The sequence below is a fragment of the Streptomyces anulatus genome (assembly GCF_000721175.1).
GTDB classification, from domain to species: Bacteria; Actinomycetota; Actinomycetes; order Streptomycetales; family Streptomycetaceae; genus Streptomyces; species Streptomyces anulatus_C.
In genome coordinates this window covers 156,461-180,061 of sequence record NZ_JOEZ01000003.1, presented here as the reverse complement: position 1 = coordinate 180,061, position 23,601 = coordinate 156,461, and the positions used below count along the sequence as shown (strand labels likewise).

Sequence of the window (23,601 nt, the reverse complement as noted above, 5' to 3'; positions counted from 1 at the left end):
GGCTTCACCGCCCTGACGGACTGCCACAAGGGCAGCCCGCCATCAGCGCCTGCTCCGCATCCCGGGCGGAGCGTCCGGCAGGAACGACGGAGGGACCTTCACGGATGGGACGACACCCGCGAAGGTCCTTCCGGTCGGGGTGCGCCGGACTACGGCGCTTCCATGAGGATCTCCGTCGCGGTGCTCATGTGCAGCCGACGGGTGTGGTCGACCGTTCGTACCGGCCCGGTCAACGTGACCCGGGCCGTGAGGCGCGCGTCGGTGCTCGACGCGCTCAGCCGCAGTTCGAGATCGCCCGGCTCGACGATCCGGTGGCCGTCGCGGCCCGTGAAGGACGCGAGGTCCGCCGGGACCGTCATCCGCACCCTGGCCGCCCGTCCGGCATCCAGGCCGAGGCGTACGTACCCGATAAGGCGCTGCACCGGCTGGACCACGGAGGCGACCGGGTCGTGAGGTTCTCCGCGTCGCAGCCCTCCCCGCTCGTCCCGCGCCCGAAGAGACCGGCCCGGTCGCCGAGTACGACGATCACGAGGTCGGCGCTCCTGGCCAGTTCGACGGCCTCGCCGAAGCCACCGGTGTCCGGGCCGTCGATGTCCGCACCCTGTGCGGAGACGATCTCGCTCTCGGGGAACTCCGCCGCACACGCCTCGCGCAGAGTGGGCAGTTCGATGCCGAGCGGGGTCCCGGGGTGCTGGCCCCCCACGTGGACGGGAAAGGCGTAGCAGCCGAGGACGGCCGTCGGGGTGTCGGCGTTGGGCCCGATGACTGCGATACGGGCGGGGGCTCCGGCGGCCGCGTCCGCCGCCAGGGGCAGGGTGCCGTCGTTGCGCAGGAGCACGACGGCCTGCTCGGCGACGCGGCGGGCGAGCGCGCGGTTCTCGTCGGTGTCGAGACGGACGGTCCCGCGCAGCACCTCCGAGTTCCCACCCACGGAGCCGCCCGTACCCACGGCTCCGGCGAGCACCGGCGGCACCGGACTCCAGTCCGCGTCCAGAATTCCCAACTGAGCTTTCTGGACCAGCACTCGGCGTACCGCACGGTCCACCAGCGCCTCAGGTACGAGGCCCTCGGCGATCGCGTCGGCCAGCGGGCCGCCGAAGGTCTTGACGGTCGGCAGTTCCACGTCCACACCCGCGCCGAGTGCGGCGCCGGCCGCTTCCCCGAAGTTCCCCGCCACGCCGTGCAGCGTCTTCAGGAACGCGATGCCGAAGTAGTCCGCGACAACGGTCCCGTCGAAGCCCCAGGTGTCGCGGAGCAGGCCGGTCAGCAGCGAACCGTCGGCCGCGGAGGGGATTCCGTCGGTGTCCGTGTAGGCGTGCATGACGGACCGTACGCCGCTTTCGCGTACGGCCATCTCGAACGGGGGCAGGATGATGTCGGCCCGCTCCCGCGCGCCCATGCCGACGGGGGCGAGGTTGCGGCCCGCCCGTGAGGCGGAGTAACCGGCGAAGTGCTTGAGCGTGGCGACGACCCCGGCCGACTCCAGTCCCCGCACATAGGCGGTGGCGACCGTTCCCACCAGGTACGGGTCCTCGCCGATCGTCTCTTCGACACGGCCCCAGCGTGCGTCGCGTACGACGTCGAGGACGGGGGCGAGCCCCTGGTGCACGCCGACGGAGCGCATGTCGCGGCCGATCGCGGCGGCCATCTCGCGGACCAGCTCCGGATGGAAGGTGGCGCCCCAGGACAGCGGCACCGGGTAGGCGGTCGCGCCCCAGGTGGCGAAGCCCGCGAGGCATTCCTCATGGGCGAGCGCCGGTATGCCGAATCGGTTCGCCCCGGCGATGCGCTCCTGGGTGCGCGCCAGCGAGAGGGCGCCCACGGCCGGATCGACCGGGGCCGTTCCGAACGGGCGGGTCAGCTGGCCGAGGCCGTGCGGAAGAAGGTCGTCGAGGGCGACGGCCTCCTCCATGTCGTGCTGGAACGGTGCGACTTCGGCGCCCTCGTCGGACGCGCCCACCCAGACGCCGAAGAGCTGGGAGACCTTTTCCTGGAGGGTCATGGCGGCGATCAGGGCGTCGGCCCTGGCCTCGGGATCGAGGGTGGGATCGCGCCAGGGCCCGGTGCGGTGTTCCGTGGCGCAGGGCACCGGTGCCCGGGAGTCGGTGGCCTCGGCTGGTGTCTGAACGCCGGTGTTGCCGATGTCGGCGGTCACTTTCCTCCCACTCCCATCAACCCCTGTACCAGGGCGCGACGAGCGAACAGATAGACGATCAGGATGGGGAACATGGACAGGACGACCGCGGCGAGCAGGCCGGGGGTGTTGACTCCGTGTTCCGTCTGGAAGTCGTAGAGCCCCAGGGTGATCACCTTGGTCTCCGCCGACTGGGTCAGGACGAGGGGGAAGAGGAAGCCGTTCCACGCCTGGAGCGCGGAGAAGACGACGATCGTCGAGACCCCGCTCCTGGACAACGGCAGCACCAGTTGGAAGAAGACCCGTCGGGACGAGGCGCCGTCCATCGTCATCGCCTCGTACAGATCGGGGGTGATGTCCCGCATCACACCCGTCAGGATCAGGGCGCACACCGGCATGGCGAAGGCCGCCGTCGGCAGGATGACGCCGATGAGGTTGTCGTAGAGACCGGCCTCGCTGATGACGAAGAACATCGGGACGATGACCGCCTGCGAGGGGATCGCCAGGCCCAGGAGGAACAGCCGGAAGACCGTGGTGGTGGCGCGACCCCGGCTCCTGACGATGGTGTACGCCAGCGGCGGGACGAGGAGTACGACGATGCCCACCACGGACACGGTGACGATGACGGTGTTGAGGAAGTACTGCGCGAAGCCGCTGTTGAGGTCGTCGATGTAGTTGTCGAGCGTGAAGTGCTCGGGGAAGGACAGCGGGCCGTTCGCCGCGTAGTCGGGGCGTGACTGGAACGTGGCGACGAGCATCACGTACAGCGGCAGCCCCACCACGAGGAGCCAGACCAGGGAGCCGAAACCGGCGAAGTAGTTGGGACGGCTCTTCCTCACAGTCCCTCCATGGTGCTGCGCATCCTGTCGTAGCCCGAGAGCCGCACCACGATCAGCGAGATGACCGTGGAGACGAGGACCAGGAGGAGGGCGATGGTGGAAGCCGCTCCGTAGTCGAAGCTCTTGAACGCCTTCTGGTACATGTAGTACGCGCTGATGGTGGTGTCGCTTCCCGGTCCGCCCTGGGTCAGGATGAGCACGGTGTCGAAGGTCGTGAGTCCGCCGACCACCATCAGGATCATCGAGGTGATGATCGAGTTGCGCAGCTGCGGCAGCGTGATGTGGAAGAACTGCCGCACCGTGCCCGCGCCGTCCACCTGCGCCGCCTGGTAGAGGACCTGCGGCACCGCGCGCGCCGCGCCCTGGTAGATCAGCGTGTGCAGTGGGGTGAACTGCCAGGTGCTGACGAAGACCAGGACGCCGATCGCGGTGGCCTGCGTCCCGAACAGGTTGCCGTCGCCGAAGAGCCATGTGGCCTGCGCGGGGACGCCGAGGTTGGGGTCGAGGACGGCGCGCCACAGCACGGACACGGCCGCGACGGACAGCAGCATCGGGACGAAGTAGATGGCGGACAGAACGGCCCGGTTGCGCTGGTGCCCCGCCGCCCAGACCCCGAGCAGGATGCTCAGCGGAGTCTGGACGGCGACCCCGAGCACGGTGAGCAGGACGCTCAGCCAGAGGCTCTTGATCATGACGGGGTCGTCGAGGAGCCTTCTCCAGTTGTCGAGGCCCGCGAATTCCGGGTCGCTCAGGCCGTCCCAGCTGGCGAAGGAGAGTACGGCGACCATGATGAGCGGGACGATGGCGAAGAGGCCGAAGAAGACGGCGGCGGGGGCCGCCCAGAGGAATCCCGGGCGGCCCGCTCCGATGCCGGACGAGCCGGGTTTCTCGACCGTCTCACCGTCTGCGGAGGGGGTGGCGGTTCGGGTCATGTCATGTGTTCCGGGTCCGGATCTCAGTGGGCTCACGAGGTCGGCAGCGCCTGCATGGCCTTGATGAAGGCGTCCTCGTCCATCGAGCCGTTGAAGAACTGCTGGAGGGACTGGTACATCGCGGTGGCCGCCGACTGCGGGTACGCCTGGTCCCAGGAGAGCTGGAACGCCGGGGCCGCCTTGACCATGTCGTACTGGAACTTCGCGAACTCGGGGCTGGCCGCGGCGTCCAGGAAGCCTTCGGTGTTCGTCGTGGTCGGCAGGTTGCCGATGGCGAGCTGCGCCTTGACGAACTGGTCCGAGTACATGAGCTTCAGGAACTCGGCGGCGGCCTGCGGGTGCTTCGTCTTCTTCAGCACGGAGTAGTAGTTGTTGGTGTTGCCGACGACGTTCGCCTGGTCGCCCTTGCCGCCTTCGACGGAGGGGAAGGTGCTGTATCCGAGGTCGCTCTTCGCGAACTCGGGGTGCGCGTCCTGCTGCGTCGAGTACTCCCACGAGCCCATCAACTCGAAGCCGGCCCTGCCGGTCGCCAGGAGCGTGGGGGAACCCTGGTCGGTGAACTTCACCGAGTCGAAGTTGGTGCCGAAGGCCCCGGCGTCCACCAGTTCCCTGATGCTGCTCAGCGCCTTCCGGCTGTCCGGGCTCGCCCAGGCGTCCTGGTCGCCGTCGAGGGCCTTTTGGAAGAGCTCCGGGCCGGCGATACGGTCGTACAGGTACTCGAACCACATCAGCGTCGGCCACCGGTCGCCGCCGCCCAGCGCGATCGGGGTGACGCCGTCGGCCTTCAGCGCCTCGACCGCCGCCAGCAGGTCGTCCCAGGTCTTCGGGGGTTCGACGCCCGCCTTCTTGAGGACCTTGCCGTTGTTGAACAGCAGGACGGGCTGCGTGCCGCGCATGGGGACCCCGTAGGACGTGCCGTCGACCACCGCGCTGTTGAACACGGACGGCAGGAACTTCGCCTTGAGGTCGGGGTCCTTGGCGATGAAGGGGTCCAGCGGGAGCAGGAGGCCGGCGTCGACGAACGGCTTGATGCTGCCGCCGCCCCAGTTGAAGAAGACGTCCGGAGCCTGCTTGCTGTTGATGATCGTCTGCAGCTTGGCCTGGTAGTCGGCGCCCGGGATCGTATCCAGGACGGCCTTCACCTTCGACGTCTTGTTGAAGGTGGCGACGATCTCCTTCTCCACCTTGTTCGCCGCGTCCCCGTAGACCAGGACGTGGATGGTGTCGTCGCCGGCCGCATCGGAGTCTCCTCCGCATCCGGACAGGGACAGCACCAGGGCCAGCGCGGCACCACCGACGACCAGGGTCCGCGAGAGCCGTGCGCGTTGCTTCATCGGCACACCTTTCGAAACTTTTTCGGAGCAGTTACCGAAACTTCCTGAGTGGGGACGCTAGGACTCCTCACCTGGGGGGTCAACCCTCGATCGAGGTGTTACCAAAGCGTTACGCATGGGCGGCAGTCGTCCCGTGCTTTATGCTCCTCGCCATGCGCGATGACGAGAAAACGGGCCGCATCACCCTGGCTCAAGTGGCCGAGCGGGCCGGCGTCTCCATTTCGACAGTTTCGAAGGTCCTCAACGGACGGCAGGACGTGGCGACCCCCACGAGGGTCAAAGTGGAACGTCTTCTGGAGGCCCATGCGTACCGACGCACCACCCGGTCGGCCAGCGAGGCGCCGCTCATCGAGATCGTGTTCCACGAGCTGGAGAGCATCTGGGCGATGGAGCTGATCCGGGGAGTGGAGAACGTCGCCAAGGCCCACGGCGCCGGGGTCGTCCTCACCGAAAGCGGAACCCGTCACTCGCCCGGACCCGACTGGATGGAGGCAATGCTCCAGCGGCGACCGCTCGGTGTCGTCCTGGTCTTCTCCACCCTGCCCAGCGAAGTGAAACAGCAGCTCAGGGCACGTTCGATCCCGTTCGTCATCATCGACCCGGCGGGCGACCCCGACCCCGACGTGCCCTCGGTCGGCTCCGCCAACTGGAATGGCGGACTGGCCGCCACCCGCCATCTCATCGAGTACGGGCACCGGCGCATCGGAGTCATCACCGGCCCCGAGGACATGCTCTGCTCCCGCGCCCGGCTCGACGGCTACCGGTCGGCGATGACCATGGCAGGGCTGGAGGTGGACCCCGACCTCATCCTGTTCGGCGACTTCCACGTGGAGGGCGGATACGACCGCGCCGCTGAGATGCTGTCGCACCCCCAGCGGCCCACCGCGATCTTCGCGGGCAGCGACCTCCAGGCACTCGGCGTACTGGAAGCCGCCCGGGTGCAGGGCCTGCGCGTCCCCCACGACCTCTCGGTGGTCGGCTACGACGACGTGTCCATCGCCCGTTGGTCCAGCCCGGCCCTGACCACGGTCCACCAGCCGCTGCACCAGATGGCGGAGGAGGCCGCGCAGATGCTGATGCGACTGCGGGCCCAGGAACCGGTGTCCACGCGGCTGGAGCTGGCGACGAGCCTGGTCGTACGCAAGAGCACGGCGCCACCGCCCGAGAACTGAGCACCGTGCGGGGCCACGTCCGTGCCGGTGAAGGGCCGCGGTCCGTGGGCGGGTGGGGGCAGTGTTCCACGGCCTGATGCCGTTCAGAGCGACAGGCGGCTTTGCAGCTACCCCTCCTCAAGGGGATGTCCTGGGTCCATGCGCCCGTCCCACCCCCGGTCTGTTGGTCAGCCAGCGGGGAAGGAGTCGGGGGTGCCGATGCGGTTCTTGAGCAGCGCCCGCGATCCGGGTCAGCACACCACTGCTGCTGCAGTCGCCGCCGTTGCACGTGCCCGGCCTGAAGGCCGCGCCACTCCGGCCGGGGCGGTCAGCACGGTCAGTTCCTCGCGTTCCACGCCCGTGTGGGCCAGTCGCCTCGCGGGGCCCGTTCCTCTGCGTTGGCCAGCCAGAAGAAGACCGGCGGCAGGCCGAGCTCGATCACCGCCAGCGCGATCTGGAACCACTGCGGCCAGCCGTGCACGGCGAGCGAGAGCAGTCGGCCGACGCCAACCCTGCGCGGTGCCGCGCCCTTCGGGCTCTACGCCCCGGTGCCGTGCTTCAGCGAGGTGACAGAGGAAGCCCGCCGCGTGATGCTCCGCGACGGGGTCGGGCGGGGCCTCGCCCAGTCCGCCGCCGGTCTGCTGCGCGCGACCGGGCTGCACGGCCACAAGTACGCCATGCTCCGCACCACCGCCCTGGCCCAGCCGGGCCGCGTCACGATCCTGACGTCCGACGTCGAGGACACCACCCTGCTCAGCGCCGACCACCCCCGCGTCACCGCCGAGAAGGTCCGGTCCGTGTCGTCCTGGCTTCCCTTGCCGGACCCCTGGGGCGCGCAAGTGGTGGTTCAGGGAGTGTCGGGCCGGTGCTCGGTTATCCAGCGCGCGGCGAGGAGCCCTGAGGCTGCGGTGAGGACGGCGGCGGCGATGACGGTGGCGTTGAGGCCGAGAGTGTCGGCAAGGATGCCGGCGACCAGGGCGCCGACCGCGTAGCCGATGTCCCGCCAGAACCGGTACGTCCCGAGTGCGTTGGCCCGCCAGGCCGGGTGGGCGTGGTCGGAGATGGACGCGATGAGGGCCGGGTAGACCATGGCGGTGCCGAAGCCGAGCGCGATCGCGGACACGATCCCGGCGAGCAGGGGACGGTCCAGTAGGGCGAGGGCGAGGACGAACCCGGCGGCCTGGACGAGCATCCCGTAGACGATGAGGGGTTTGCGGCCGATGCGGTCGGCGAGGTGACCGGTGGGGATCTGCCCGAGGCCCCACAGGATCGGGTAGAGGCCCTTGATGAGGCCGACGGCGGCCAGGCCGAGGCCGTGGTCGGTGAAGAGCAGCGGGAAGACGCCCCAGGTGAGGCCGTCGTTGAGGTTGTTGATCAGGCCCGCTTGGCTGGCGCCGCGCAAAGAGCGATCGTGCCAGGAGGTGCGGGTGAACGTGGCCTTCAGGCCGGTGTTCTCGTCGGTGGGCAGCGGCTTGGCGTGCTGGGTGAGTTCGAGGGCGACGTGGGCGGCGGTGTCGCGGACGACCAGGGCCAGGGCCAGTCCGGCGACGACGAAGACGACGCCGATGAGCTCGGGGACAGGGCGCAGGCCGTAGCTCGTGGCGAGGTAGCCGGTGAGGAGGGCGGTGACGCCGACGGCGGTGTAGCCGGCGGCCTCGTTGAGCCCGGTGGCCAGACCGCGGCGTGCGGGGCCGACGAGGTCGATCTTCATGTTGACGGTCATCGACCAGGTCAGGCCCTGGTTGAGGCCGAGCAGGACGTTGGCCGCGACGATCCAGCCCCAGGACGGCGCCCAGGCGAGCGCGAAGGGGACGGGGATCCCGAGCAGCCAGCCGGCCACCAGGAGCTGTTTGCGGCGGAAGCGGGCGGTCAGCGCCCCGGCGGCGAGGTTGGTCAGCGCCTTGGTGAGGCCGAACGCGATGATGAACGAGAAGACCGCCAGGTCACTGGTCAGACCGAACGTCTCGGAGCCGATGAGCGGGACCGTGGTGCGTTCCAGCCCGACCAGGCCGCCGACGCAGATGTTGACGATGACGAGCAGCGTGAACTGGAGCCGATTCTCGCGCAGGCCGAGGCGTACCGGACGGCTGGAGGTATGCGTCGGTGCGGCCGGGACGTGGGTGGTCTTCACGAGCGGCCGCCCGCCGTCAGCCCGCCGAGGTCGACCTCGTCCCCGTCGGCCAAGCCCTGGTGGTCGAAGGCGCGCCCTCCGGCCACGGAAGCCAGGATCGACGCGCCGTGGTCGTGGCCGAGCTGCACGGCGCCGGAGAGGAAGTCGGCGTGAAGGTGTGTGTCTGCCGCATGGGCGACGGTCAGACCGCGCCGCTCGGCGGCGGTGCGCAGGGCGCGCAGGTCACGGCTCGCGTCGACGGCGAGAGCGCGGCCATCGCCCAGATCGACGAGGTAGGCGCTGTTGCCGAGTCCTTCGTCGACCAGGGGGATCAGGTGATCTTCGGGGAAACCCATCGGGCTGTCCTTCACGAGAAGGGGGCGGGCGGAAGGCGTCACCGCCCGACATCAGTTACAGTAATCCATAGATATTTGGAGGATGCAATGCGGGACGCCATCACCAGCGGCACGAAGGCCGCCCTCTACGAAGCGTTCGCCGCCAGCGGCAAGGCGCTGGCCAGCGGAAAGCGTCTGGAACTGCTCGATCTGCTCGCGCAGGGCGAGCGCACCGTGGACGCCCTGGCGAAGGCGGCCGGGCTGAACCTGACCACCACCTCGGCGCATCTGCAGACCCTTAAGCAGGCCGGTTTCGTCGCCACCCGGCGCGAAGGCGTCCGGATCCACTACCAGCTCGCCGGCGATGATGTCGCCCAGCTCTTCGCCCTTCTGCGCAAGGTCGCCGACCGCCATCAGGCCGCAGTTCCCGTCGCCCGGGACGCCTATCTGGGCGAGGACGGCGCCGCCGAGGTCACCCGCGAGGGACTCCTGGCCCGGGTCGGGGCCGGCAACATGGTCGTGCTCGACGTCCGGCCGCTGGAGGAGTACCTCGCCGGACACATCCCCGGCGCTGTCTGCATCCCGGTCTCCGAGCTGACCGACCGGATCGGCGAACTGCCCGAGAAGAACGAGGTCGTCGTCTACTGTCGCGGCGAGTACTGCGCGCTCGCCTACGACGCCGTACGCCTGCTCACCGACCACGGCCGACGGGCGATCCGGCTCAACGACGGCATGCTCGAGTGGCGCCTGGCGGACCTTCCCGTACACGCCGGGGCGACGGCGTGAATGCCATCCCCGAAGGCGTTCCCTGGGTCTCGCCGACGGGCCGGTGTACCTGGACCACAACGCCACCACCCCGGTCGATCCGCGCGTCGCCGACACGATGCCGCCTCATCTGACGGACTTCTTCGGCATCCCCTCCAGCAGCCACCCCTATGCGCAGGCGCCTCGCCGGACACTGGACGAGGCCCGCGCCCAGGTGGCCGACTTGATCGGCGCCAGGGCGGGCGAGGTGGTCCTCACCGCCTCCGGCTCCGAGGCTGACTTGCTCGCGCTGCGCGGTGCCGTCCTCGCCTCCGGCCGCCCCCGTCCGCACGTGATCACGCAGGTCACCGAGCACACCCCGCCGTGCTGGAGACATGCCGTGCACTGGAGCGCCTTCACGGCGCCCGGGTGACGCTCCTGCCTGTCGACCGGAGCGGGCTCGTCGCGAATTGGTCACTCAGGCCGTCACCCAGTACGCCGCCCGCCCTACCGCGAACAGCCGGCCCGCACGGGCACAGGTACGCCATCGACGCCATACTCTGCGCCCGCCCTGGCCCAGCCGGGCCGCGTCACGATCCTGACGTCCGATGCCGAGAACATCACCGTCCTCACCATCGAGTACCCCGGTGTGGCCGCCGAGAAGATCTGATCCCCAGCCACCTCGGCGTCGCCTGCCACCACTTGGCCGGCCGGCGGAGGCCGGGCGCGCACGTCTCCACCCGCGGCACGAAGCGACGGCGGCCGGCGGATGTCCGCCGGCCGCCGTCGTGTGTCACGCGAGCGTGAGAAAGAGCTTCTCCAGTTCCTGCTCGGTCATCGGGGGCGCGCCCTCCTCGCTCTCGGCGAGGCACTGGCGCATCCCGCTCGCGACGATCTTGAAGCCCGCCCGGTCGAGGGCGCGGGAGACGGCGGCGAGCTGCGTGACTACATCTTTGCAGTCGCGGCCGGCCTCAATCATGGCGATGACGCCCGCGAGCTGCCCTTGAGCACGCCGCAGCCGGTTGAGGACCGCGGTCGCCGCCTCTTCTTCCACCTTCACCGGGTTACTCCTTCTCACCGACCATCGAATCAACAATACCCCTGTGGGTATGACGCCCAGGGTGTGCGACCGATTCCCGGGAGCCTGCCTGGGGCGCGTCCATGGCGGGCCGTGGGCGGCGTGCCCGTACTGCGCCCCGGGTCACGGCGGTCGCTGCCGCGAGGCCGATGCCGGTCCAGGTCAACGGACTGACCCAGACCGCGTGGGGCAGTTGCTGGCCGAGGACGAAGACACCCATGACGACGACGAACCAGCCGAACGCCTTGCGGAGGGTGTCCTGGGGGATGCGTCCGGCGAAGCGGCTGCCGATGAGGCTGCCGACGACGGCCGCGGCGGTCACCATCAGCGCGAGGCTCCAGTCGATCTGGACGTCGGCGAGGTGGCCGGCGAGTCCGGAGAAGGACTTCATGGCGATGACCAGGAGTGAGGTGCCGACGGCGACACTCATGGGCAGTCCGCCGAGCAGGGCGAGGGCCGGGACGACGAGGAATCCGCCGCCGGATCCGACCAGACCGGTGACCGCGCCGACGACGAGACCCTCGACGATCACGTGCTTGACAGGAAGTTCGGCGTGGGCGGGCTTGGCCGCCTTCGCCTTGCGGGACTTGCGGAGCATGGCGACGGCGGTGGCGAGCATCATCAGGGCGAAGGCGACGAGCAGGACGGTGCCCGGGATGTACTCGGCGAGGCGTCCGCCGCCGTAGGCGCCGACCATGCTGACCGAGCCGAAGATCAGGCCGGTGCGCCAGCGCACCCGGCCCGCGCGGGCGTGCGGGACAAGCCCGACCAGGCTGGTGGCGCCGACGACGAACAGGGAGGTGGCGATGGCCTCCTTGGTGTCCATCCCGGCCAGGTAGACCAGGATCGGCACGGTCAGGATGGACCCGCCGCCACCGAGAATGCCCAGACTGACGCCGATCAGGACGGACGCCGCGAGGACCAGCGTGATCACGAGCGGTCCCGCAGGGAGGCGATGACGGTGCGTATGTCGGTGCGCGGGCCTCGGTTGTAGGGGAGCCTGGAGAGCAGGACGCCCATCATGCAGGAGTTGCTGAGCGCCGCGTACGTCAGGCCGGCGCCGATCGCCGTACCGATCAGATGGACGCCGGGCACCAGGACACCGACGAGGCCGGTGGCCAGGACGATCGATCCGGCGACCAGGCGGACCTGCCGCTCCATGTCCCAGCGGTCCTCGCCCCGGTTGACCGGGGCTCCGGCGGCCTCCCAGGCCATCATGCCGCCGTCCAGGACACGCAGGTTGGGCAGGCCGGCCTCGGCGAGGGCCTGCTCGGCCTGGGTGGCGCGTGCCCCGGAGCGGCAGACGAGGACGACGTCCTCGTCGAGGTGGGTCAGGAGTTCGGCGCGGTGCTCGCGCAGGGTGCCCAGCGGGACGTTGTAGGAACCTGGGATGTGGACCGTCCGGAACTCGCCCGGAGTGCGCACGTCCAGAACGCGGGGAGCGCGTCCGCTGTCGACCAGGTGCTGCAGGGCGGTGGCGGTGAGGCCGGTGGCGCGGGAGGCGTCGGTCGTCATGAAAACTCCGTCGTGGTGAGGTGATTCCGTACGCGAATACGGGGCGGGGTGTATCTGAGCTCGGAGGCCGGCGCCCGCGAGGAGGGTCCCGTCAGGACAGAAGGTCTCCCCGCAGGGGCGCCGGCGGTTCGTCACGGCCGGAAAGGGCCGGTCCGGGGGGGCGGCAGCCGGTCAGACGGTCGCGGGGGTGTTCAGTAGTGCCCAGGCGGCGTAGCCGCCGAGGATGTCCGAGACGTCGGTGAAGCCGTGGTGGCGAAGGAGGCTCGCGGCGATGGAGGAGCGGTGGCCGCCTGCGCAGTGCAGAACGAGCGGCTTGTCGCGCGGGATCTCGTCGAGGCGGCTGGGCAGCTCGCCGAGTGCGATGTGCAGGGCGCCGTCGATGAAGCCGTTGTCTCCGCGTTCGCCGCAGTTGCGGACGTCGAGGACGACCGGCGGGTTGTCGCCCGCCAGGGCGGCACGGACCTGGGCTGCGGTGAGGCGGCTTGCCGGGGTGACCTCCTCGGTCAGGGCGGCCAGGGCGTCGTCCGGGGAGCGCAGGTAGCCGGTCACGCGGTCGAAGCCGATCCGGGCCAGGCGCGTGACGATCTCCTCCTCGCGGTTCTGCGGGGCGACGACCAGCAGGTCGGCGTCGGTGGGCAGGACGGTGCCGGCCTGCTCGGCGAACCGGCCGTCGGCCGGCACGTTCACCGAGCCGCGCAGGTGTCCGGCGGCGAACTCCTGCGGGTCACGGGCGTCGACCACCACGGCGCCGGAAGCTCGGAGGCCGGTGAAGTCCTCGGCACTCAGCGGCCTCGGTGCGGCAGCCGGATCGAACAGCGGGCGCTCACTGCGGTTCAGGATCGCGTCGTAGACGAAGTAGCCGGGAGCAGCGGACTGACCGGCGGTCACGATCGCCACGAAGTCCTCCTGCGACATGGGCGCGCAGGCGTAGTTGGTGGCCCGCTGCTCGCCGATGGTCGACTGCTTCTCGGTCGAAAGGTTCTTGCCGCAGGCGGATCCGGCGCCGTGCGCGGGGAAGACCCGCACCTCGTCCGGCAGGCCCATCAGCTTGTTCTGGACGCTGTCGTAGAGCATGGCGCCGAGTTCGTCGGCGCTGACACCGACGGAGGCGAGCAGGTCCGGCCGGCCCACGTCGCCAATGAACAGCGCGTCACCGGTGAGCACGCCGTACGGGACGCTGTCGTCGCCGTGCTCGCGGACCAGCACGCTGATCGATTCCGGGGTGTGCCCGGGGGTCTCCATGATCTCCAGGGTGACGTCGCCGAGGCTGATCGTCTCGCCGTCGACGAGCTTGCGGATCGGGTACTCCGTCTCGGCGCGGCGTCCGTAGCCGATCCACGCACCGGTCTCGGCCGCGACCTCCAGGTGGCCGGCGACGAAGTCCGCATGGAAGTGCGTGTTGATGACGCCGACCACGGTGAGGCCGTGCGCCTCGGCGTCCGCCAGGTACTCGGAGACGTCCCGGCGGGGGTCGACGACCACCGCGTTGCCGGTGGCCTCGTCGGCGATCATGTACGACGCCTGCGAGAGGCAGTCGAGGTAGTACTGGGCGAAGAACACGGAAACCTCCATAAGCGATGGTTCAGATACCCTAGGGGGTATCCGAGAGGTCAAAAGGTGGCCCGCTCCCCGGAGGGGCGGGCGCGTGAACGGGGGAGGGTCAGATCGCCCCGGGGGCGGACCCCGTCACGACCGGGCGGCCCGCGCCGGCCCAGCCCCGGGTCCCGCCGGCGACGGAAACGGCATCCATCCCGACGGCGGCAAGGCGGTCCGCGGCCCACTGGCTACGGTTACCGCTCGCACAGATCACATACACCGTTCGCCCCTCGGGTACGCGGGGCAGTGCGGCGGCCGGCGTCGACAGCGGGGCGAGGAATGCACCAGGCACGTGCCCCGCCCGGTACTCCTCCGGCTCCCGCACATCCAGAACGACGGCACCGGCCTTCCAGAAGTCGGCGAACGTCTCCAGGTCCACTTCACGAGCCATGAGCGAGATTCACCTCCAGATACCCCCCTGGGTATTACGTCTTCGACGGTAAGCAACTCCTGCCAGGGTTGTCAAATACCCCACTGGGTATTCGAGAGTCAATGGATGACGGGGTCGCGGAACAAACCCACACCCATCCCCGTTGAAGCTCCCATATACCCCACCGGGTATACGGGAGGAGAGTGGAACCCATGCCGACCGTCGAACTGACCAAGGAAAACTTCGAGAAGACCGTCACGGGCTCGGAGTTCGTGCTGATCGACTTCTGGGCCGGATGGTGCGGACCCTGCCGCATGTTCGGCCCCGTCTACGAGAAGGCATCCGAGCGTCACCAGGACATCGTCTTCGGCAAGGTCGACACCGAGGCGCAGCCGGAACTCGCCGGCGCCTTCCAGATCTCCTCCATCCCCACCCTGATGGCCGTCCGGGACCGGACCGTGCTCTACGCGCAGCCCGGCGCACTGCCTCCGCAGGCCCTGGAGGAACTGATCGCCACGATCCGGTCCGTCGACATGAACGACGTCCACCGGCAGGCCGCCACCCCCACCGCCGCGCGGAACTGACGCCCGGAGCACCACCACGAGATCACGACCGAAGGACTTCAGTCGTCGACGCCATGACCCCCGTCGCGGACGATGCGGCGCGCCGCCTCGACGCCGCACTCGCCGCCGTTGCGGAAGCCGGTACGTGAGCCGCCGGAACGCCGTGCAGAGCTGACCACCGCCGCCCCCGAGGCCGCCTGACGCCCCCTGGGGGGCCGCGGTGAACTGGCCCCCGGCGGGATGCGGCGCGACGATGGAGGCATGGTCCGACCGTCGGCCCTGCGCGGCAACCGTTACGGCAAACATGCCGGTGGTGAGCCTGCCGCGCGTCACCACGGTCGCTCTCCACCTCCCGGCGCCGCGTTCCCCATGCGCCGCTCCGGTGGCCGGCGGCCCCTGGAAGGGAGACGCATCATGTCGTACGGCACCCAGGTGCGGGACGAACTGCGGGCACCCAGCCGCGAGCTGCGGCGCGCGATCCCGCAGGTGTACGAGGGCTACAAACAGCTCCACGACGGCGCGCTGGAATCCGGTGCGCTGGACGCCAAGACCAAGGAGCTCATCGCGCTGGCCATCGCGGTGAGCAAGGAGTGTGACGGCTGCATCGCCCATCACGCCCAGGCCGCCGTCCGGCACGGCGCCACCGAGCAGGAGGCAGCCGAGGCGCTAGGGGTCGCCATCTTGATGAACGGTGGGCCGGGCACGGTCTTCGGCCCGCGCGCCTTCGCCGCCTTCCGCGAGTTCCAGGAGCAGAAGACCACCGCAGCTTGAGCACCCTGCCCGTGGTACGGCCGGGCGCGATCCCGACAGCGGGGCGCACTCGTCACCCGGGCCGACCACCAGCGACCGAAGATCGGCCTCCGATCGGGGCGTTACGCATGCCTTTGATGATGTGGCCGCTCCGGGCGACGCCGTGCGGTGACACCGACCGGCCGGCACGCTTCCCGGTGTCGAGACCCGTCGCCTTCCCGGCTCACTCGCACGGTCCGCGGTCCCATGATCCGGACCGGCAGACCGCCGCCTCCCTGACCTTCGGCCCCTGCAGGCGATTCGCGCGCGGGTCGGCGAGCGTGGTGTGCCCGCGTTGCCCGGAGTGGCCGCGCAACGACGGACCGAGCGCGAGAACCTGGGCCCCTCGGGAATCGAGGCATGGACGTCGATCTCGACCAGGGCCTGCCGGACGGCCCGCTGGATCTCCTCCATCGGGCCCTTCAGCCTCACCGTGCGGTCGCACGACAGGTCTCCCAACTCACTTCCCGTGCGGCCGGACACCTCCGGCGCGCGGGGCGCGTGTGACGGCTGCCACCCCTCGAAACATACCCCCGTGGGTAAGAGTGCTAGAATGGATTATATACCCCCGGGGGTAATTTTCGCGTGAAGGGAGTATCGCCCGTGTTCTTCGTCGACACCATCGAGCTCGAGGGTCTGGGCAACCGCAGCTACCTCGCCGGTGGCGAGCAGGCGGCGGTGGCTGTCGATCCGCCTCGCGACATCGACCGGGTACTCGCGGCCGCCGCACGACGAGGCGTGCGGATCACTCACGTCGTCGAGACGCACCTCCACAACGACTACGTGACCGGCGGCCTGGAACTGGCTCGCATCACGGGCGCCGTCTACCTGGTGCCGGCCTCTGCGCGTGTCTCGTTCGCCCGGACACCGGTCGCCGACGGAGACACCGTGGACGTCGACACCGATCTGACCCTGACCGCCGTGGCGACCCCCGGGCACACTCCGCACCACACCGCCTATGTACTCGGCGAGGCAGCCCGGCCTGTGGCCGCGTTCACCGGTGGTTCCCTCCTCATCGGCACGGTGGGCCGACCGGATCTGGTCGAACCGCGGCTGACCGAGGAACTGGCCCGCGCGCAGCACGCCTCGGCCCACCGCCTCGCCGACGCCCTGCCCGACGACACGGCGGTCCTGCCCACGCACGGCTTCGGCAGCTTCTGCTCCTCCGCGCAGGCCGACGGCGACGCGACGACGATCGGCAGGGAGAAGGCGGCCAACACGGCTCTGACCGTGGACGTGGACACCTTCGTCGGCGACCTGCTCACAGGTCTGGAGGACGTACCCGCCTACTACGCGCACATGGGTCCGGCCAACGCGGCCGGCCCGGCGCCGGTGGACCTCACCGCGCCCGCCGTCGCCGATCCGGAGGAGATCGCCGCACGGCTCGCCGCCGGTGAGTGGGTCGTGGACCTGCGCAACCGGATCGCGTTCGCCGAGGGGCATGTCGCGGGTTCGTTCAACTTCGAGGCGGACGGCAAGCTCGCGACCTACCTGGCCTGGATGATCCCGTGGGGCAAGCCCGTAACCCTGCTCGCCGAGTCGGCCGGGCAGTTGGCGGCGGCTCAGCGGGAGTTGGTCCGGGTCGGTATCGACCGACCGGCAGCCGCCGCGACCGGCGGTCCCGCGACCTGGCTCCGCGACGGTGAGAACGCCACCTCCTTCCCGCGCGCCACGTTCGCGGAACTGGCGGCCGAGGACACGGCTGGAGTCGTCGTTCTGGACGTGCGCCGCGATTCCGAGCGTGCCGAGGGCTGGATAGCGGGATCGGTCCACATCCCGATCCATGAGGTGCACCGCCGTCTCGGCGAGGTCCCGGACGGGACGGTGTGGGTGCACTGCGCGGGCGGCATGCGCGCGGGCATCGCGGCATCACTGCTGGACGCCGCCGGGCGACAGGTCGTCGCCGTGGACGACGACTTCGACGCCGCCGCCGAGGCCGGACTGACCGTCATCACCAGCTGAGCCCGAAGCACCTGGCCGTCCAGGCATGTGACAACCCCGAACGAGAGACGAGAAAGGTGACGTCGACGATGTCCCTCTTCCGCAGGAGCCGACAGCGCTTGTCCGTGGACGAGGCGCGCACACGCACCGGCGGGGAGTGGCCCGAAGCCGTGCTGCTGGATGTGCGGGAAGAGCCCGAGTGGAAGACCGGGCACGCCCCGGACGCGGTACACGCCCCACTGACCGGTCTGGCTGCGGGCGCCGCGTTGCCCGCATCCGCGCAGGGCCGTCCGCTCGTGGTGATCTGCCGCAGCGGTCACCGCTCGCAGCAGGCCGCGACGCTCCTGGCCGAACGGGGCGCGGACGCTGTCGACGTCGAGGGCGGCATGAACGCCTGGGCCGCTGCCGGGTACCCGGTCGTGGACGAACGCGGCAACGGCGGCTCGATAGCGTGAGTGTCCTGATCCTCGCGCTGGTCGCCGGGGCCGCCATCGGCCTGGCCCTCGGTGCTCTCGGTGGCGGGGGCAGCGTGCTCGCGGTCCCGGCGCTGATCTACCTGCTCGGGTTCTCCCCGGCGTCGGCGACCACCGCCAGCCTGATCATCGTCACCGCGACCTCGGCCACCGCTCTCTACGCCCACGCCAGGGACGGCAACGTCGCCTGGAAGACAGGTGCGCTGTTCGCGCTCGCCGGCGTCGTACCCGCTTTCCTCGCCGGTGCCGTTGCAGGGCGCCTCCCGGCGACGCTGCTCACCGGGGCTTTCGCGGTCGTCGCCGCGCTGGCCGCGGTACGGATGCTCCGGCCCGCGGGGGCCGAACCGCCGGAGCGGATACGGCCCGCGAAGGCGGTCGGCGCCGGGGCAGGACTCGGCGCCGTGACGGGACTTCTCGGCGTCGGCGGGGGGTTCCTCGCGGTTCCCGCCCTGGCGGGCGTCCTGGGCCTGCGGATGAAGCAGGCGGTGGGCACCAGCCTGCTGGTCATCACCGTGAACTCGCTGGCCGCGCTCACCGCGCGGACGGGGACGGGCGGAGACCTGCGCTGGGAGGTGATCGCCCCCTTCACCGGTGCGGCGATCCTCGGCGCCTGGGACGGCAAGCGCCTCGCGGCCAAGATCACCGGCGAGACCCTGCAACGGATCTTCGCCTACGTCCTGCTGGGGGTGGCGGCCCTCATGCTCGCCGACGTGATCGTCTGAGCGGGGCAGTCGGCCGAGACCAAGCTCCATCACCACTCCTCATCGAATACCCCCAGGGGTAACATGCTCCCCTTGGGGGCGCCAGTCGCCGCTGTGTACCAGGGAGCCGTTGCCCATCGGGACCAGGGAGTCGGGGCCCGCCAGGCGCACCGGGGCCCGTCAAGCATCGCGATGGCGATCAGGTCGAGGTCCGTGCCGGTCTTGCGGCGGAGTCCGCCCATCACCCCACCGCTGCTTCCGGCGGTGGCGTCCCAGGACATGCCCATGGACATCTGGGTGACCCCGCCCAGGTCCGCGGGGCCGACTTCCTCCCTGAGCGTTCATGCGCGGATCATCCTCTTGATGGCCGAATGACGGCACACAGGACCTGCCTGGAGCCCTCAGTCTTCGGCAGCCGCAGGGTACCTACAGACCTGTCAGTTCCTCCGCGTACACATGAGCGAGCAGCTGGGGTCCCACGTACTGCTGGCAGTTGCAACACCACGTTCATCAGCACGGGTTCCGGAACCGAAGCGGAGACTCGCTCATTCACCCGCCACCGCCTGCGGGGCCTCCCCACACCTGGAGCGGCCCCGCACCCCTGTGTCGATCACGCGACCTCGAGATCCGGCCAACCTCGTCAGCCGAACTCGGCATACCTCGGGAAGCCCGGCGCGAGGGGGCACCCGCGGGACGTCAGGGCGCTTCCCAGTGGTCGAGCCCTCGAGTAATTCGTCGCAGTCGTTACGCGGTGGTCGCCACCACCCCTATACTTAGGCTCGCCTAAGTTCGTGATCATTGAGGATCCGCCACGTCGGAATGGATGCGATGTCAGCCGCCACCATCAGCAGCCCAAGAGCCGCCCTTGTCGGCCGCCGGATAGGCTGGACGACAGCGGCCGTTGTCGCGCTGCTGCTTGCGGTGCTGCTCAGTCTCGCCGTCGGGGCCCGTCACATCGCCCCGGGTGAGGTCTTCGACGCCTTGCTGTCCGGCAGTACGAGCGAGGGCGCCGAGATCGTACGGTCGCTGCGGGTGCCCCGGACCGTCGTGGGCGTGATGGTCGGCGCGGCACTGGCCCTCGCAGGCACAGTGATTCAGGGCATCACTCGCAACCCCATCGGTGACCCGGGCGTGCTGGGCATCAGCCAGGGTGCCGCGGTGGGTGTGGTGCTGGCGATCGCTTTCGCGGGGGTGCACACGCTCGCCGGCTATGTATGGTTCGCGTTCGTCGGTGCCGGAGTCGCGTCGGTGGCCGTGTACGCCGTCGCGTCCAGCGGACGGGGCGGGGCATCGCCCCTGAAGCTGGCGCTGGCCGGCGCTGCCATCAACGCACTGCTCATCTCCGTCATCCAGGGCATGCTCACGACGGACGCCGCCACCTTGGACGAGTTCCGCTTCTGGCAGGTCGGCTCGATCGCCGGACGGAGTGCGGAAGTGGCCGGTCAGATCTGGCCGTTCCTCGCGGCGGGCGCGGTGCTGGTGCTTTCGGTGGCGCGAGGGCTCGACGCCCTGGCGCTCGGCGACGACGTCGCAAAAGGGCTCGGTCAGAACGTGGCGACCGTACGGATCGTGGGCGGCATCGGCGCGACCGTGCTCACCGGCGTCGGGGTCTCGGCCGCCGGGCCGATCGCCTTCATCGGCTTGGCGGTCCCGCATATCGCCCGTGCCATTGTCGGCACCGATCACCGATGGGTGCTGCCCATGGCGGCCCTGCTCGGACCGGTCATGCTGCTCGTGTCGGACGTCATCGGCCGAATTGTCTTTCCGCCGGGCGAGGTGCCGGCGGGGGTGATGACCGCCCTGATCGGTGTGCCGTTCCTGATCGCCATGGTCCGTCGCAAGGCGGTGTCCGCATGACGACCTCCTTCATCGAGCACAAGGCGGTGGGCACATGACGATCTCGCTCATCGAGAGTCAGGCGGCGGCCGTACGCCCCGGCGGATACACGCTCATGAGACACGGCCGTGCGTCCTTCCTCGTCCACAGGCGGGCCGCGGTCGTCGCCTGCGTCCTCGCCGTGCTGACGGCGGCTGTCTGCCTTGCGTACCTCTGTCTCGGTGAGAAGTTCGTCGCGCCGGGCGAGGTACTGAACGTGCTGTACGGGCGGTCTTCGAGGGCCGAGTTCGTGGTGGGCGAGCTGCGGTTGCCGCGGTTGGTTCTCGGGCTGATGGTCGGTGCCGCTTTCGGGGTCGGGGGTGCCCTCATCCAGACCGTTGCCCGCAATCCTCTGGCCAGCCCCGACATCATCGGTGTCTCCCAAGGGGCCGGCGCCGCGACCATCGGCGCTATGACGTTCGGTGTCGGCTCGTTCAGTGTGCTGCCGTACTTCTCGGTCGCGGGCGGAGTGATCGCCGCTGTGCTCGTCTATATCTTCGCGTGGCGCGGTGGACTGCACGCGGCGCGGTTCGTCCTCATCGGCATCGGCTTTGCCATTGCGCTGCGGTCCGTCGTCCATCTCTTCATCACCAAGGGCGACTATCTGGTGGCCCATCAGGCGCAGGTGTGGATTACCGGTTCACTCAACGGGCGTGGTTGGGACGAGGCCGCACCGCTCGGCTGGACGCTACTCGCCCTGGCGCCGTGTGTGGTCTGGGCGGCACGGGCACAGCGCAACGCCGCCTTCGACGACGACACGGCGACAGCGCTCGGCGTACCGCTCCAGCGGACCCGGTTCAGGCTGGCGCTGCTGGGCGTCTTTCTCGCGTCGGTGGCCACGGGTGCGGCGGGCCCGGTGGACTTCGTGGCGCTGCTTGCCCCGCAGATCGCCCGCCGGCTGACCCGCACGGCGCAGATCCCGCTGTTGTGCTCGGCGCTGCTCGGCGCGTTGATCGTGGTGGCCGCCGACCTGCCTGCGCGCCTGCTGTTCGCCCCGGTCGAACTACCGGTGGGTGTGCTGACCGCGGCTGTCGGCGCGCCGTATCTCATCTGGCTCATCGTGAAAGACCGCAGCGTCCGCGGCCGTACTGGAGGAGAAGCGTGACCGAGAGCAGGCTGACAGCCCGTGACCTGACCCTGGCTTACGAGGAACGCACGGTCGTGGAGGGCCTCGACCTGGACGTTCCTCACGGCCGCGTCACCGTCATCGTCGGTCCGAACGCCTGCGGCAAGTCCACGCTGCTGCGCGCCCTCGGACGGCTGCTCAAGCCGCGACGGGGCTCTGTGCTGCTGGACGGTGCCGAACTGAGCCGCATAGCCACCCGTACGATCGCGCAGTCCATCGGGCTGCTTCCGCAGACCCCGGTCGCGCCGGAGGCGATCACGGTGGCCGATCTCGTCGCCCGCGGTCGCCAGCCGCACCAGCGCTGGTGGCAGCAGTGGTCGGAGGAGGACGAGCGGGCGGTCACCGACGCCATGGACCGCACCGATGTGACCGCCCTCGCGGCGAGGCCCGTCGATGAGCTGTCGGGCGGTCAGCGGCAGCGCGTGTGGATCGCCATGGCGCTCGCGCAGGACACCGATCTGCTGCTCCTCGACGAGCCCACGACCTACCTGGACATCTCACACCAGGTGGAGGTGCTGGACCTGGTCCGGCAGTTCAATCGGGAGCGCGGGCGGACGGTTGTCGCGGTGCTCCACGACCTCAACCAGGCCGCGCGGTACGCCGACCACCTGGTGGCGATGAAGGCCGGACGCATCGTCACCCAGGGCCACCCCTCGGAAATCGTCACGGCGGATCTCGTACGTGACGTCTTCGGCCTCGCATCGGTTGTGGTGCCGGATCCGGTGACCGGCGGCCCGCTGGTTGTTCCCGGCAGCCCCTGGCATCAAGACGCCTCCCCTGCGCAAGCGGTCTCGGCAGAGGCCGGCTGAGTTCGCCAGCCAGCAACTGCGTTCGCGTGGACGGATGTCTGTTCGGTGCCGGGTAGGGCGAGGTCAGCCGTAGTGCCGCGTAGTCCGAGTTGTGATGTCGACGCGCTTGCCCCCACACTCACCTAAGGTTAGGTTTACCTAAGCTAACTCCCCCGCGCTGACCAGTGCACCTGTGACGAAAGGCTTTCCTCTCATGGCCCCCTCCCTCAACCGTCGCGCCGCAGCTGTTGCTGTCGTAGCCGCGCTCGCCGTCAGCGCCACCGCGTGCGGGTCCGAAAAGGATGACGCCAAGTCGGCGGCCGAGGGCGGAAAGCACACCGTGACCACCGCCATGGGCAAGGTGGAGGTCTTCGACACTCCCAAGCGCGTGGTCGTCCTGGACACCGACGCCCTGGACTCGGCCCTGACCCTCGGCGTCAAGCCGGTCGGCGCCGTCACCGCTGAAGCGGGCGCGCCGATGTCCACCTACCTCCCCGAGGACAAGCTCAAGGGCATCAAGCCGGTCGGACTCATCATGGAGCCCAACCTCGAGGCGATCGACGGGCTGAACCCGGATCTGATCATCAGCAGCAAGGCGCGCGACGAGAAGAGCTACAAGGAACTGTCGAAGATCGCACCGACCGTCTTCACCGAGACGACCGGCCCTGACTGGCGGAAGAACTTCGAACTGCACGCCGACGTGCTGGGCAAGAAGGAAGAGGCGAAGAAGGTCGTCGCCGACTATGACAAGCACGTCACCGAGGTGACCGAGGCACTTGGCGGCGTGGACAAGGCCGCCAAGACGGAGGTCGGGTTCGTGCGCTTCATCGAAGGCGCCGATATCCGCCTGTACATGAACGACACGTTCGTCGGCAGCATCCTCAAGGACCTGAAGGTCGGCCGCCCCGCCAACGTGGACAAGACCGGCTTCTCCCTCGACATCAGCCCCGAGCTGATCAGTGAGGGCGACTCCGACGTCATCTTCTACTCCACCTACGGTGACCCTGCGAAGGCGAAGGAGACCGGCGTCACCGGCGGCAAGCTGTGGAAGAACCTGGACGCCGTGAAGAACAACAAGACATTCAAAGTCGACGACAGCCTGTGGATGCTCGGCATCGGTTACACCGGCGCCGGCCAGATCCTGGACGAGATGAAGAAGAACCTCTCGTAACAGCGTTACCAGGCACTACGACTGCGGCCCTGGCCA

The 23,601-nt window shown here is 69.6% G+C and carries 22 protein-coding genes and 4 pseudogenes; 13 read left to right on the top strand and 13 right to left on the bottom strand.

All coding sequences use genetic code 11. From position 1 onward, the window contains the following. Positions 1-149: 149 nt before the first annotated feature. From IG90_RS39105 to IG90_RS0103840, 4 genes and pseudogenes are all read right to left on the bottom strand, one after another. Positions 150-2,155: pseudogene (locus tag IG90_RS39105) on the bottom strand (beta-glucosidase). Beyond that, positions 2,152-2,973: a carbohydrate ABC transporter permease gene (locus IG90_RS0103850; protein ID WP_030577473.1), complete on the bottom strand. Its 822-nt coding sequence runs from the start codon at positions 2,971-2,973 to the stop codon at positions 2,152-2,154. The pseudogene IG90_RS39105 and the gene IG90_RS0103850 overlap by 4 nt, the downstream one beginning before the upstream one ends. Then, entirely contained in the window at positions 2,970-3,905 is a 936-nt protein-coding gene (locus IG90_RS0103845) for a carbohydrate ABC transporter permease (RefSeq protein WP_030577470.1), read from the bottom strand. The genes IG90_RS0103850 and IG90_RS0103845 overlap by 4 nt, the downstream gene beginning before the upstream one ends. A gap of 32 nt (positions 3,906-3,937) precedes the next feature. Beyond that, positions 3,938-5,239, bottom strand: coding sequence for an ABC transporter substrate-binding protein (locus tag IG90_RS0103840; RefSeq protein ID WP_030577466.1), 1,302 nt, complete (start codon positions 5,237-5,239; stop codon positions 3,938-3,940). Positions 5,240-5,379: 140 nt separating this feature from the next. Between IG90_RS0103840 and IG90_RS0103835 the strand changes: the two genes are divergently transcribed. After that, the gene (locus IG90_RS0103835) at positions 5,380-6,411 is read left to right on the top strand and encodes a LacI family DNA-binding transcriptional regulator (RefSeq protein WP_030577464.1); all 1,032 of its coding nucleotides are present in this window, start codon (positions 5,380-5,382) and stop codon (positions 6,409-6,411) included. Positions 6,412-6,727: 316 nt separating this feature from the next. Here IG90_RS0103835 and IG90_RS41410 read toward each other — a convergent pair. Next, positions 6,728-6,898: pseudogene (locus IG90_RS41410) on the bottom strand (DUF4345 domain-containing protein); the annotation flags it as partial. Between the two features lie 97 nt (positions 6,899-6,995). On the opposite strand from IG90_RS41410, the pseudogene IG90_RS45505 reads away from it, so the two are divergent. Beyond that, positions 6,996-7,181 (top strand): annotated as a pseudogene (locus IG90_RS45505) (DNA-binding protein); the annotation flags it as partial. A gap of 56 nt (positions 7,182-7,237) precedes the next feature. On the opposite strand, the gene IG90_RS0103820 reads toward IG90_RS45505, so the two are convergent. Beyond that, on the bottom strand, positions 7,238-8,521 hold the full coding sequence (locus IG90_RS0103820) for an MFS transporter (protein ID WP_051860214.1): 1,284 nt from the start codon (positions 8,519-8,521) through the stop codon (positions 7,238-7,240). Then, positions 8,518-8,856, bottom strand: a complete 339-nt coding sequence (locus IG90_RS0103815; RefSeq protein ID WP_030577455.1) for an MBL fold metallo-hydrolase — start codon at positions 8,854-8,856, stop codon at positions 8,518-8,520. The genes IG90_RS0103820 and IG90_RS0103815 overlap by 4 nt, the downstream gene beginning before the upstream one ends. 87 nt (positions 8,857-8,943) lie before the next feature. Between IG90_RS0103815 and IG90_RS0103810 the strand changes: the two genes are divergently transcribed. Together IG90_RS0103810 and IG90_RS0103805 are read left to right on the top strand one after the other, a co-directional pair. Beyond that, entirely contained in the window at positions 8,944-9,621 is a 678-nt protein-coding gene (locus tag IG90_RS0103810; protein ID WP_030577452.1) for an ArsR/SmtB family transcription factor, read from the top strand. Between the two features lie 43 nt (positions 9,622-9,664). After that, positions 9,665-10,012 carry an aminotransferase class V-fold PLP-dependent enzyme gene (locus IG90_RS0103805; RefSeq protein WP_030577448.1) on the top strand — a complete coding sequence of 116 codons (348 nt, stop codon included), beginning with the start codon at positions 9,665-9,667 and terminating at the stop codon, positions 10,010-10,012. Positions 10,013-10,372: 360 nt separating this feature from the next. Here IG90_RS0103805 and IG90_RS0103795 read toward each other — a convergent pair whose 3' ends face one another. From IG90_RS0103795 to IG90_RS0103775, 5 genes are all read right to left on the bottom strand, one after another. Then, entirely contained in the window at positions 10,373-10,639 is a 267-nt protein-coding gene (locus IG90_RS0103795) for a metal-sensitive transcriptional regulator (RefSeq protein ID WP_008741329.1), read from the bottom strand. Between the two features lie 4 nt (positions 10,640-10,643). Further along, the gene (locus tag IG90_RS0103790; RefSeq protein ID WP_051860213.1) at positions 10,644-11,591 is read right to left on the bottom strand and encodes a sulfite exporter TauE/SafE family protein; all 948 of its coding nucleotides are present in this window, start codon (positions 11,589-11,591) and stop codon (positions 10,644-10,646) included. Then, on the bottom strand, positions 11,588-12,172 hold the full coding sequence (locus tag IG90_RS0103785) for a rhodanese-like domain-containing protein (RefSeq protein ID WP_030577438.1): 585 nt from the start codon (positions 12,170-12,172) through the stop codon (positions 11,588-11,590). Before IG90_RS0103785 ends, IG90_RS0103790 begins: the two co-directional genes overlap by 4 nt. A 171-nt stretch (positions 12,173-12,343) precedes the next feature. After that, positions 12,344-13,732, bottom strand: coding sequence for an MBL fold metallo-hydrolase (locus IG90_RS0103780; protein ID WP_030577435.1), 1,389 nt, complete (start codon positions 13,730-13,732; stop codon positions 12,344-12,346). A 100-nt stretch (positions 13,733-13,832) separates the two neighbouring features. Further along, positions 13,833-14,159, bottom strand: coding sequence for a rhodanese-like domain-containing protein (locus IG90_RS0103775; RefSeq protein WP_030577432.1), 327 nt, complete (start codon positions 14,157-14,159; stop codon positions 13,833-13,835). A gap of 191 nt (positions 14,160-14,350) precedes the next feature. On the opposite strand from IG90_RS0103775, the gene trxA reads away from it, so the two are divergent. From trxA to IG90_RS0103750, 5 genes are all read left to right on the top strand, one after another. Beyond that, on the top strand, positions 14,351-14,722 hold the full coding sequence (gene trxA, locus IG90_RS0103770; RefSeq protein ID WP_030577429.1) for a thioredoxin: 372 nt from the start codon (positions 14,351-14,353) through the stop codon (positions 14,720-14,722). A 393-nt stretch (positions 14,723-15,115) separates the two neighbouring features. Next, the gene (locus IG90_RS0103765) at positions 15,116-15,472 is read left to right on the top strand and encodes a carboxymuconolactone decarboxylase family protein (protein WP_030577426.1); all 357 of its coding nucleotides are present in this window, start codon (positions 15,116-15,118) and stop codon (positions 15,470-15,472) included. A gap of 621 nt (positions 15,473-16,093) precedes the next feature. After that, positions 16,094-17,452 (top strand): MBL fold metallo-hydrolase, encoded by a 1,359-nt coding sequence (locus IG90_RS0103760; protein WP_030577423.1) that lies wholly within the window; start codon positions 16,094-16,096, stop codon positions 17,450-17,452. A 68-nt stretch (positions 17,453-17,520) separates the two neighbouring features. After that, the gene (locus IG90_RS0103755; RefSeq protein WP_030577420.1) at positions 17,521-17,886 is read left to right on the top strand and encodes a rhodanese-like domain-containing protein; all 366 of its coding nucleotides are present in this window, start codon (positions 17,521-17,523) and stop codon (positions 17,884-17,886) included. After that, on the top strand, positions 17,883-18,626 hold the full coding sequence (locus IG90_RS0103750) for a sulfite exporter TauE/SafE family protein (RefSeq protein WP_030577417.1): 744 nt from the start codon (positions 17,883-17,885) through the stop codon (positions 18,624-18,626). Before IG90_RS0103755 ends, IG90_RS0103750 begins: the two co-directional genes overlap by 4 nt. Positions 18,627-18,710: 84 nt before the next feature. Here IG90_RS0103750 and IG90_RS41395 read toward each other — a convergent pair. Next, positions 18,711-18,898: pseudogene (locus IG90_RS41395) on the bottom strand (TerD family protein); the annotation flags it as partial. A 535-nt stretch (positions 18,899-19,433) separates the two neighbouring features. Here IG90_RS41395 and IG90_RS0103740 point away from each other — a divergent pair. The 4 genes from IG90_RS0103740 to IG90_RS0103725 all read left to right on the top strand — a co-directional run bounded on the left by IG90_RS0103740 (position 19,434) and on the right by IG90_RS0103725 (position 23,565). Beyond that, positions 19,434-20,462 (top strand): FecCD family ABC transporter permease, encoded by a 1,029-nt coding sequence (locus IG90_RS0103740; protein ID WP_030577411.1) that lies wholly within the window; start codon positions 19,434-19,436, stop codon positions 20,460-20,462. A 34-nt stretch (positions 20,463-20,496) separates the two neighbouring features. Further along, positions 20,497-21,585: a FecCD family ABC transporter permease gene (locus IG90_RS0103735; protein WP_030577408.1), complete on the top strand. Its 1,089-nt coding sequence runs from the start codon at positions 20,497-20,499 to the stop codon at positions 21,583-21,585. Further along, positions 21,582-22,415 carry an ABC transporter ATP-binding protein gene (locus IG90_RS0103730; RefSeq protein WP_030577405.1) on the top strand — a complete coding sequence of 278 codons (834 nt, stop codon included), beginning with the start codon at positions 21,582-21,584 and terminating at the stop codon, positions 22,413-22,415. The genes IG90_RS0103735 and IG90_RS0103730 overlap by 4 nt, the downstream gene beginning before the upstream one ends. 193 nt (positions 22,416-22,608) lie before the next feature. Then, positions 22,609-23,565, top strand: a complete 957-nt coding sequence (locus IG90_RS0103725; RefSeq protein WP_030577403.1) for an ABC transporter substrate-binding protein — start codon at positions 22,609-22,611, stop codon at positions 23,563-23,565. Positions 23,566-23,601 lie beyond the last annotated feature (36 nt).

Coding starts and splice junctions, on each gene's coding strand:
- IG90_RS0103845 (WP_030577470.1), bottom strand. CDS start 3,905: ATGACCCGAACCGCCACCCCCTCCGCAGACGGTGAGACGGTCGAGAAA.
- IG90_RS0103725 (WP_030577403.1), top strand. CDS start 22,609: ATGGCCCCCTCCCTCAACCGTCGCGCCGCAGCTGTTGCTGTCGTAGCC.
- IG90_RS0103740 (WP_030577411.1), top strand. CDS start 19,434: ATGTCAGCCGCCACCATCAGCAGCCCAAGAGCCGCCCTTGTCGGCCGC.
- IG90_RS0103835 (WP_030577464.1), top strand. CDS start 5,380: ATGCTCCTCGCCATGCGCGATGACGAGAAAACGGGCCGCATCACCCTG.
- IG90_RS0103765 (WP_030577426.1), top strand. CDS start 15,116: ATGTCGTACGGCACCCAGGTGCGGGACGAACTGCGGGCACCCAGCCGC.
- trxA (WP_030577429.1), top strand. CDS start 14,351: ATGCCGACCGTCGAACTGACCAAGGAAAACTTCGAGAAGACCGTCACG.
- IG90_RS0103785 (WP_030577438.1), bottom strand. CDS start 12,172: ATGACGACCGACGCCTCCCGCGCCACCGGCCTCACCGCCACCGCCCTG.
- IG90_RS0103840 (WP_030577466.1), bottom strand. CDS start 5,239: ATGAAGCAACGCGCACGGCTCTCGCGGACCCTGGTCGTCGGTGGTGCC.
- IG90_RS0103815 (WP_030577455.1), bottom strand. CDS start 8,856: ATGGGTTTCCCCGAAGATCACCTGATCCCCCTGGTCGACGAAGGACTC.
- IG90_RS0103775 (WP_030577432.1), bottom strand. CDS start 14,159: ATGGCTCGTGAAGTGGACCTGGAGACGTTCGCCGACTTCTGGAAGGCC.
- IG90_RS0103810 (WP_030577452.1), top strand. CDS start 8,944: ATGCGGGACGCCATCACCAGCGGCACGAAGGCCGCCCTCTACGAAGCG.
- IG90_RS0103755 (WP_030577420.1), top strand. CDS start 17,521: ATGTCCCTCTTCCGCAGGAGCCGACAGCGCTTGTCCGTGGACGAGGCG.
- IG90_RS0103735 (WP_030577408.1), top strand. CDS start 20,497: ATGACGATCTCGCTCATCGAGAGTCAGGCGGCGGCCGTACGCCCCGGC.